Below are 9,701 nucleotides of genomic sequence, written 5' to 3' on the forward strand. Positions count from 1 at the left end.
AGATAACTAGCTTAATATAATAGCTGCTCAATATCTAAGCAATGATTCTTGTGCCTGTAGTGCCTGATTGCCCATTAAATAATTCGATGAGTTGGTGGGATTCTTTCCAACTAGCAATATCAATTGGTCGTCCTAAGGCCTTGGCGGCTTCGAAAGCTGAATTCACTTTAACAACCATACCGTCTGTAATAACACCTTTAGCAATCAGTTGCTCCGCTTGTGATTGAGTTAATGATTCGATGCGTTGTTTGTTTTCGTCAAGTACGCCAACTACATCAGACAATAATATTAAATCTGCATTTAAGGTCTTAGCTAGTGCTACCGCTGCGTGATCGGCATTAACATTCATCATTTGTCCCGCTTGAGTAATACCAATCGAGCTAATAATGGGAAGGTAACCCGAATTAATAAGTAGATTGATTAATGTAGGATCGCCAGCTTTGGCTTCACCAACATAACCTAAATCTTCTGAAATTTGTTTAACTTCTACACTATTACCATCAGCTAAACAGAGTCCTACACTTGCTATTTGCTGTTTTTTTGCTTCTGACAATAAAGTAGTATTGGCACTGCCAGCAAGGCTACCAACAATAACGTCAATTTGATCAGCAGGAGTTACCCGTAATCCATTGCGACGGACTACGGGTAAAGAAAGCCTATCCATTAATGAATCAACTACCGTACCACCACCATGAACAATAATTAATGATCGTTGAAAATTTTTTTTGTATTCGCTAATGACAACAAATAATTTACTTAAAGCATCTTTGTTATCGAGTAATACGCCTCCAAGTTTTATAACTAATGGTTTCATTTTAGTTCCCTATTAATTTAACTTATTGTTAACACGTTCAAAATTTTGCATAGAATTAGTTCATTTTTATAATAATGATGTGGTTTCATCAAAACCAAATCGAATATTCATACATTGCACCGCTTGTGCTACTGCGCCTTTTAATAAGTTATCTTCAACAGAAATTAATATTAAATGACGATCTTTCAATACAAAACCAATATCGCAATAAGGCAAACCAATGACAGACTTTAATGCTGGCCAATCTTTTTGGTAAACTCTAATTAACGGTTTATTTTGGTAGTATTTATTTAAAGAATTCAAAACGTCTTGTGATGTTACACCTTCTTTTACTCGGCAAGTTATTGTGGCATGAATACCTTGTTTAAAACTGCCTAAATGAGGTGTAAAGATCACTTCTTGACCTAAATGTGTTGCAATTTCGGGGTGATGACGATGCGTAAATAATCCATAAGCGTGTAAGCTGACTTCACAAAATAGATTATTATGTGAAGGTTTTCTTCCTGCTCCACTCACCCCACTCACAGCATTAATAACAGGCCATTGTGAATTATCTAATAGCCCCTCCTCGATTAATGGTTTTAGCGGTAATTGAGAAGCCGTAGGATAGCACCCAGGAACTGCAATAAGTTGAGCTCCTTTGATCTCTTCGCTATTCCATTCAGCTAAACCATAAACTGCTTTATCTAACCATTTTTGATGTTGATGGGTGAAACCATAATAATCGGTATAAAAAGTAGCAGAATTAACTCTAAACGCACCCGACAAATCAAAAACAGTGCAGCCATGTTCTAAAAAATAAGGAGCTATATTGTGGCTGACAGCATGTTCAGTTGCTAAAAAAACGACATCAACATTATTAATATAAGAGGAATAATCTGCGGTAGCAATAAGTGGTAAATCAACAACACCTTTTAATTGGGGATGTAAATCGTAATCAGAAATCAGCTTGCCACCATCTTGACTGTTCTCTGATACAGTTAATGCAATAAGTTCAATATGTGGATGTTTGTGTAGATAATAAGCTAATTTTGCACCAGCATAGCCACTCGCACCAATAATAATTGCCTTTAACATACCTATCCTTATCTATTATTATGCAATAATGGATATATAGTAGGCTATTTATAAAACTAGCACAAGTATAAAATGAATTTTTATTCACTTTTTTTGAATTTAATTTCATTAATTTTTTTGCAAATATATCAATATTATAACTTATTATTGTAACTACCCCCCTAAAATAGTACAGCAAAAAAGTAGAAAATTCTCTATGATAAAAGTAAAAGGGGATTTAATGATGAAAAAAATGACTGAACATCAAATCGTCGCTATTTTAAAAGAAGCTGAAGCGGGTATTCCTGTCAAGGAACTCTGCCGTAAATATGGCATGGGTAATTCAACTTTTTATAAATGGCGGGAAAAATACGGCGGAATGGAAACGTCGGATAGCAAACGCTTAAAGGAGCTAGAGGCTGAAAACCGCAAACTTAAGCAGATGTTTTCCGATCTGAGCTTAAAATCACAGCTTCAGGAAGAAATCATAAAAAAGCTTTAGTGCTCACAAAGGCACGTAAAACGTGGGCACAGCAACGACAACAAAATCATTCTGTTTACTATAGCTATGAGCTGCGCTATCGTTGGCTTAAGCCGTTGTGCTTACTATTATCAACCTAAGTTACCGGATGATTCGGTGATTGTTTCGGTATTGAATGCTATCACAGACCGGCATTTACGCTGGGGCTTTCCTAAATGTTTTAATCGTATCAGAAAGCTCGGCTATCAATAGAACCATAAGCGTGTTTATCGGGTGTATTGTGAATTAAAACTTAATCTCAGAGTAAAACGAAAAAAACGCATTCCTCCACGATGCCCAGAAAAGCTATTGGTGCCTAATAAACAAGGTGAATGTTGGTCAATGGATTTTATGAGTGACAGTAGCCGTAATCAACGTCGCTTTAGGACATTCAATGTCATCGATGACTTTAATCGTGAGGTGTTAGGTATTGATATTACAGTAAGCTTACCGGCAGGGAGCGTTACCTGTAACTTAGATAAACTGACCGAATATCATGGTTATCCATTAAAAATATGAGTCGATAATGGACCAGAATTCACCGGAAACACGTTTACTAATTGGGAAAAAACACATGGTATAACTATAGATTACATCAAACCCGGCAGCCCTTATCAAAAGGGCTATATTGAACGATTTAATCGTACCTATCGTACTGAAGTACTCGATTTATATCTTTTTAACAACTTAGCACAAGCAAGGAGAATAACCGAAGAATGGCTAACGATTTATAACACCGAAAGACCGCATGAGGCATTAAATAACATGACACCGATTGAATTTAAAACACAAAAACAAGTAGCATAATTTTCTATGTGAGTTGTGTACTAAGTTTGGGGTATTTACATTATATCAAGAAATAATATCATTCAATACCGGACGTTCGAGTTGGATTATGCCTTCGTATTGTCCAAATTCGGGATATTTTTCGTATAAGCCTGAAAAGTCGAGTTTTTGATTGCCTTCGTAATCTTCGTATTTCCCCTTAGAATCGATATATTTTCGGGCAGCGTAGTTTCCGTCCTGATCAAATGCAAAGTGCATACGGTACTCTTGCTCTTCGCTGCTGTTTCCTGGGATAAATTGATAAAACCAAACTTCTCGTAGAAATAAGGTGCGGTCTTCTTTTACTTCATGAAAAAGATAAGATAAATACTCACGACCTTCATTATCGATAAAATTAACGCCAACATGTTTATTTCTAGGCACTATCGTAACGTAACAATAGGGGTAAAGTGATTTTTCGGAGTGTAGTACGCAAAACTCATATCCCAATAAATGCTCGTGGTTATATTTAGCTACTTCTTCGGAAGTGAGCTTGCCTTTTTCTACTTTTTTCTCAAATTTAGTATTATTCCATGTGTCCCAACAACCAACTGCAAGATATTCTTCTCTTACTTTTTTTTGGTAGTAATCTGTATATTTTATCATAATTTGCTTCTTTTATTTTAATATGTTTCCATTTATATCTCTTATTGTAACTTTTTTATTTGCCGCGTACTCTAAAACTTCTTTGGAAATTTTTCCGCATTACGCTCGGGGTTTTTAATAACTACAAGAATGCACAATAAAATATTATGGTAAATCTAAATATTCAGGTTTTAAGATGTTTTGATAATCAAATAAGTATTCGTAGTCTGTGTAATTTTGGGGTTTTCTTAGCCAATTATGTGATAAGTTTACTTGGGTTTCTTTTTCTTCATAATCCATTCTGAACTCCGGTCTTTTTGTTTTTGTAATGGTCTCAACATTCATAATGCCATTATCCTTAAAAAAAATTTCATTAGTTATTCTTTTATCTGCATCTTCATCATATAAATTAATCTGACGTAAAAATATCTTTCCATCCACATCCTTATTATGTGAATCTTTACCTTTATCGTAGACCATAAAAAGATAAATAAACAATTCACCATTATGATAAGTTAGAAAATCAATACTTATCGTTTCAAAATAATTAAATACGCATGCTATAGGCTCACCACCTTTAAAAAAGGTGACATAGTAATTTTTATCATTATCAAAAGCATATTTGGCCCAATCTTCTGCATTCTTGAGATGTTTTTTGTCTTCTGCTGTTGGTTTATTCTCAAGCCAAATTGTTAATATATTGTCTAAAGTATCTTCTTCAGACATTACTTCTTTCATAGTGTTATTGTATTGTGCGAATTTTAATGTGTACATATATTTAATATTATTAATTAATTTTATAATCCGGGTAATTTAGAAATATCATCTAGTATGCGTACAGCTTTATCAGATGCCTATTTTGATAATTTTATGATTTGTTATATCAAGAAATAATATCATTCAATACCGGACGTTCAAGTTGGATTATGCCTTCGTATTGTCCAAATTCGGGATATTTTTCGTATAAGCCTGAAAAGTCAAGTTTTTGATTGCCTTCGTAATCTTCGTATTTCCCCTTAGAATCGATATATTTTCGGGCAGCATAGTTTCCGTCCTGATCAAATGCAAAGTGCATACGGTACTCTTGCTCTTCGCTGCTGTTTCCTGGGATAAATTGATAAAACCAAACTTCTCGTAGAAATAAGGTGCGGTCTTCTTTTACTTCATGAAAAAGATAAGATAAATACTCACGACCTTCATTATCGATAAAATTAACGCCAACATGTTTATTTCTAGGCACTATCGTAACGTAACAATAGGGGTAAAGTGATTTTTCGGAGTGTAATACGCAAAACTCATATCCCAATAAATGCTCATGGTTATATTTAGCTACTTCTTCAGAGGTGAGTTTGCCTTTTTCTACTTTATTTCTAAATTTGGTACTATTCCATGTGTCCCATCTGCTTACTGAACTTGTTTGATCTTTTATTTTCTGCATAAAAAAACCTAAATACTTTACTGTCATAGTTTATTTCCTTTATTTGATTTATTTATATATTTTACCTGATACATCTCTTATTGTTATGTTTTTACTTTCAGCATAGTCTAATACTTTTTGGGAAACTCCTTATGAATTTTTGGAGGATTATTCTAATCAGGATGTATGAACAACTCGGCGTTTTCTTATAACTAAACGATCAAGTTTAAGCTACTACAATTAAATCAAATTTCTTAATGTTATATTTAATATGAGATTAATCATTGATTTTCCTTAATTCTACTTTTTTCATTCCCGAAAACTGGACTATTTCTTTTAATTCATATACTTTTTTGATCATATCTACACATTCATCATAATCTGCATATTTTTGTAAGCTATAATTTTCGGCAACTCGGGGAATGTCTGCTAACCATTTATTGTCGGAAACAAATAGAAACTGAATACATCTATCTTCATCATCTATAATTCCTAAAAAAGAGTCTTCCTCTTCCGACAGGTAATAAAATTCATCTAATGCTTCATCTAATGCATATTCTTCGGGTTCTATTTCTTCGTCTGTTTCAATGTCATAAAAATAGTTTCATCTTTAACTCAATATTTTATCTAATTCTTTAATACATTTTTCTTTTGCTTTGGTAACATCTCCCGATAGATCGCCATAATGACTTTCTTTAATTCCTAATTTCTTTCTGTATAAATCTTGAATGGTGATAATCATGCCGGTTAAAGCATCGGGATTGGTTTCACTTCTTATCGCACTATTGATATATTGGGTTATTTTTAATTTCGTTGATTTATGACGAAACCAAATTTGCCGCATCGCAGCAGCCCCACATTGACGTAATGTTCCTTCCGGATCATTTAACATACGTTCATTTAAATACCCTAAGTCTTTTGCAGTGCCAACCCAGCCCAATACAATGATACAGGCAAAGCGCAATTCATATTGAGGAGATTTTATTTCTTTTACGGCGAGTTCTTCTGTTCCTGAATATTTTATTTCTCCTAGAATTTTTATTATTTCACTTTTTAGAGATACATCTTGTTCTTTATCATATTTTTTTACTAAAAAATTACCTACTTTGTTTTTATCTTTTCTTTTTTCGAAAAAAGTTAATAAATCTGTAAGTAAATATTTATCTTTTGTAGATTTTATTATTTCATAATGAAATTCTAAAACCTTTTCATCATCAGATTCTAATAATAGATCATTAAAATCGAATATACCGTCATCAGTATCTTCCATTTTTATTAATTCTAAATATTTTTCCTTTAATAAATTAATATTCATATGCTTTATGGTTTAGGATTTTTGGGTTTATTTGCTGGTCCATATTTATGGTATTGATCACCACAGAATTTATGTCTATCTCTATGAACCGATTTTCTTTGTGTTTTCATATATTTCGCCTTATCTAGTTTTCTTTTACCCGCATGTGTAGTTCTTATATAAAGAGGTTTTTCATGTGAAACTTCATAACCTTCTGGAACTTTTTTCCCTTTTGAATCCAATATTTGTCTTCTAGCTCTATTACTCAATCCACTTTTGGGGTCTTTCGCATCTCTTAAAAGGGCTTTTCTTCTTTCTTCCATATTTCTCCTATAACTTGGAGCTTTAATTTTCTTGTTAGGGTCTTTGATGAAACGCCCTGTTTTACTATTATGTAGTCTTCCATTTATATCCCTAAAAGTACCTACTGGGTCTTTTACAACTTTTTTAATTGTATCAGTAAAGCAAGGTTGTGCGTTATGCACCCACCAAGCGAGTTTGCCAACAAAGTAGGTGTGCCAGTCTTCTACTTCAAAATTATAGACTTTTTATATCTCTTATTGTTATGTTACGTTTTGCTGCGTACTCTAAAACTTCTTTGGAAATTTTTTCTGTTTGTCTAGGTACTTCTAAAATCATTTGCCCGTCTAATCTGTTTCCTCCTCTTGCAATGGCTTCCGCATTACGTTTGGTGTTTTTGATAACCGTACCGGGGGCGTATTTGCTAGTGATTTCATCAATATATTTTTTTGCTGTTCTTTCTGTTACTTTCCCTAACTGTGTAAATTTTCGGCTTACTATTTCTTTACTGGGTAATAATCTAGTCCTTTTATATTATTATTTTTTAAAAGTTGATATAGCTTTTGCGATACAAAGACTTCTTTATAATTGGCATGACCGGAACCAAAATTTTCTTGAGATACAAAAAAATCAAAATTTCCAGGATGATTTTCAAAAGACGGAAAAAATCCTTTATTGTTTAAATGAAACCTAGTAATTTCCCACTCTGGGATATGTGTTTTCTCATCTATATTATTATCATTTATATTTAATTTAGATGAGGATATTCCTTGTGGTAACAATTGAACTACTGTAACTAGAGGTTTTTGATTACCATACCCAATTACACTTTTGCTTTGTATATTTAGTGGTTTAAATATATTTTCATAAATTGAAGGTGTAGTAAAAAATGTATCTTCAAGCCAATATATTGTTCCTATACCTTTTTTATTCCATTTAGGTTCGCTTAATAATGAGATACTTCCAATTTGCTTTCCTCTAATAATTCCAAAATTTTCACTTCTTTTTGTTATTTCAAATACGTTCTTTAAATAAGGAAAAACATTAAAAGGAAATTTTTCCAATTCATCATTTCCATCTAAGTCTTCTGGTTGAGGATATCCCAATATTTTACTAGACTTAATTGATAAATAATCGGCATTAATTCTTTCGTTTTCTGAAAATTCTGTTTTGACAACAGTAACATAGTTTTTATAGTTGCTTCCGAATATGGATTGAAGTTGCTCGTTCGTTTCGTCATTTTCATAGAATGTAAAAGCATCACATCCCACATCGACATAAATATTTATATTTTTTAATTTACAAACTTCTTTTAAGGAAAAATTTTTAAAAAATCGATATTTTATTTTCATATTGATTAAATCCATGTATCAATTTTTTAAACTTTTTCTATTATCCTTTCATAGGATAATAATTTAAACCTTTAATATTGTTAATTTTTAATATGTTATAAAGTTTTTTTGAAATTATTGTATTTCTTTGAGTTAATCCTCCTGTACCAAAATACTCATGCGTATAAAAAAAATCAAATTCACCGGGTGAAGAATCAAAAGATGGATAATAAGAATCATCGCTTAATACATATTTATCAATATCCCAATTTACAATATGTGTTTTTTCTTTGATTTGAGTTTTATTAATAATTAAATGAGATTTACTAATCCCTTGTTGAACTATTTGTACAACATTTTCTAATTTTGTTTGAGTTTTATAATTGATAACTGGCAAAAATTTAATATTTAAAGGTCTAAATATTTTTTCAAAAACTTCGGGTTTTACAAAAAAAGCATCTTCAATGTTATTTGCCGATGCAATTTCATTTCCTCTCCAATTAGGTTCATCTTCTAAAGAATAATAGCCGATTTGATTTCCTCTTAATATTCCAAATTGTTTGTCAGTATTAATTATTTCAAAGACACCTTTGTAATAAGGGTATATATCAAATGGATATTCGTATTCATCTACAATAGATTCGTCATCTGGTTTTGCATATCCCAACATTTTATTTGCATATATATTTAAATACGGGGCTAATGCTCTATCTTTTTCTGAAAAATAACTTTTCTTTTGGGTTATATTATCCCAATCCTTATTCAGCATATTTTTGATTCGTTCAAAATTTTGATTATGTTCTTCTATTTCAAATGAATCCCAGCCTTCTGATACATTAATTCCTAATTTTTCTAATTTATCTTGTTCTTCTTTATTAAAATTTTTAACAATTCTATATTTTATTTTCATAATTTTAATGCTTCTGGATAGTCTTCCCACCCTTGCAATGGCTTCCACATTACGTTTGGTGTTTTTGATAACTAAAAGAATGCACAATAAAATATTATGGTAAATCTAAATATTCAGGTTTTAAAATGTTTTGATAATCTAATAAATATTCGTAGTCTAAGTAATGTTTAGGTGAACGAATAAAATTACCAGTCAAATTGACTTTTGTTTCTTTATCTTCTCGTTTATAAGTACCATCTTGTTTATTGTTAAGAATTGATGTCCATTTTAGCTGTAGTAGCTCAAACTTAATCTGACAGACACATATTACTCATCGGCTTTCATTTTAACAAAATGCGTGTCCGATGAGCAAAATAAATTCTCCAATTGCTTTTCCTTAACCAACCCCTTTGCATCATTCCATGTTTTCCATGGTGTCTTCCCATAACAATATTTTCCTGAATGCGCTCTTTCTCGATTGTAAAATTCAAGCCATTGCTCAATATCGTTTTGTATTTCACTCAATTGCGTGTAAATCTTACGCCGAAATAAAATATCATAACATTCTGTTTTCATCGTCTTATGGAATCGCTCACAAATACCGTTTGTTTGTGGGCTGTAGGCTTTGGTCTTGGTGTGTTCAATATCTTCTAGATTAAGATAAAGCTCA

The 9,701-nt window shown here is 32.0% G+C and carries 10 protein-coding genes and 1 pseudogene; 1 reads left to right on the forward strand and 10 read right to left on the reverse strand.

Going from position 1 to position 9,701, the window contains the following annotated elements; genetic code table 11:
- Nucleotides 1–34: 34 nt before the first annotated feature.
- Nucleotides 35–814, reverse strand: coding sequence for an acetylglutamate kinase (argB, locus tag A9G35_RS05645; RefSeq protein ID WP_065636033.1), 780 nt, complete (start codon nt 812–814; stop codon nt 35–37).
- Nucleotides 815–880: 66 nt separating this feature from the next.
- Nucleotides 881–1,891, reverse strand: a complete 1,011-nt coding sequence (argC, locus tag A9G35_RS05650; protein ID WP_065636034.1) for an N-acetyl-gamma-glutamyl-phosphate reductase — start codon at nt 1,889–1,891, stop codon at nt 881–883.
- A 223-nt stretch (nt 1,892–2,114) separates the two neighbouring features.
- On the opposite strand from argC, the pseudogene A9G35_RS14100 reads away from it, so the two are divergent.
- Nucleotides 2,115–3,197 (forward strand): annotated as a pseudogene (locus A9G35_RS14100) (IS3 family transposase).
- Nucleotides 3,198–3,242: 45 nt separating this feature from the next.
- Here A9G35_RS14100 and A9G35_RS05665 read toward each other — a convergent pair.
- From A9G35_RS05665 to A9G35_RS05700, 8 genes are all read right to left on the reverse strand, one after another.
- A complete protein-coding gene (locus A9G35_RS05665) occupies nt 3,243–3,821 on the reverse strand; it encodes a hypothetical protein (RefSeq protein ID WP_065636035.1) in 579 nt (192 codons plus the stop codon).
- Nucleotides 3,822–3,965: 144 nt separating this feature from the next.
- Nucleotides 3,966–4,538 (reverse strand): hypothetical protein, encoded by a 573-nt coding sequence (locus A9G35_RS05670; protein WP_141673785.1) that lies wholly within the window; start codon nt 4,536–4,538, stop codon nt 3,966–3,968.
- A 145-nt stretch (nt 4,539–4,683) separates the two neighbouring features.
- Nucleotides 4,684–5,265 (reverse strand): hypothetical protein, encoded by a 582-nt coding sequence (locus tag A9G35_RS05675; protein ID WP_065636037.1) that lies wholly within the window; start codon nt 5,263–5,265, stop codon nt 4,684–4,686.
- Nucleotides 5,266–5,827: 562 nt separating this feature from the next.
- Nucleotides 5,828–6,532, reverse strand: coding sequence for a HEAT repeat domain-containing protein (locus A9G35_RS05680; protein ID WP_141673786.1), 705 nt, complete (start codon nt 6,530–6,532; stop codon nt 5,828–5,830).
- 5 nt (nt 6,533–6,537) lie between these two features.
- Nucleotides 6,538–6,996, reverse strand: coding sequence for a hypothetical protein (locus tag A9G35_RS13425; RefSeq protein ID WP_065636038.1), 459 nt, complete (start codon nt 6,994–6,996; stop codon nt 6,538–6,540).
- 312 nt (nt 6,997–7,308) lie between these two features.
- Nucleotides 7,309–8,163, reverse strand: a complete 855-nt coding sequence (locus A9G35_RS05690; RefSeq protein ID WP_141673787.1) for a hypothetical protein — start codon at nt 8,161–8,163, stop codon at nt 7,309–7,311.
- A 40-nt stretch (nt 8,164–8,203) separates the two neighbouring features.
- A complete protein-coding gene (locus A9G35_RS05695) occupies nt 8,204–9,052 on the reverse strand; it encodes a hypothetical protein (protein WP_065636040.1) in 849 nt (282 codons plus the stop codon).
- A gap of 306 nt (nt 9,053–9,358) precedes the next feature.
- Nucleotides 9,359–9,701, reverse strand: a 343-nt coding sequence (locus A9G35_RS05700) for an integrase core domain-containing protein (protein WP_141673789.1), incomplete at its 5' end; no start/stop codon positions are given.

Source organism: Gilliamella sp. Choc5-1 (assembly GCF_001690595.1).
Classification (GTDB): domain Bacteria; phylum Pseudomonadota; class Gammaproteobacteria; order Enterobacterales; family Orbaceae; genus Gilliamella; species Gilliamella apicola_M.

Excerpts from the sequence above, each read along its gene's own strand:
- argB (WP_065636033.1), bottom strand. The coding sequence starts at position 814 with ATGAAACCATTAGTTATAAAACTTGGAGGCGTATTACTCGATAACAAA.
- argC (WP_065636034.1), bottom strand. The coding sequence starts at position 1,891 with ATGTTAAAGGCAATTATTATTGGTGCGAGTGGCTATGCTGGTGCAAAA.
- A9G35_RS05665 (WP_065636035.1), bottom strand. The coding sequence starts at position 3,821 with ATGATAAAATATACAGATTACTACCAAAAAAAAGTAAGAGAAGAATAT.
- A9G35_RS05670 (WP_141673785.1), bottom strand. The coding sequence starts at position 4,538 with ATGAAAGAAGTAATGTCTGAAGAAGATACTTTAGACAATATATTAACA.
- A9G35_RS05675 (WP_065636037.1), bottom strand. The coding sequence starts at position 5,265 with ATGACAGTAAAGTATTTAGGTTTTTTTATGCAGAAAATAAAAGATCAA.
- A9G35_RS05680 (WP_141673786.1), bottom strand. The coding sequence starts at position 6,532 with ATGAATATTAATTTATTAAAGGAAAAATATTTAGAATTAATAAAAATG.
- A9G35_RS05690 (WP_141673787.1), bottom strand. The coding sequence starts at position 8,163 with ATGAAAATAAAATATCGATTTTTTAAAAATTTTTCCTTAAAAGAAGTT.
- A9G35_RS05695 (WP_065636040.1), bottom strand. The coding sequence starts at position 9,052 with ATGAAAATAAAATATAGAATTGTTAAAAATTTTAATAAAGAAGAACAA.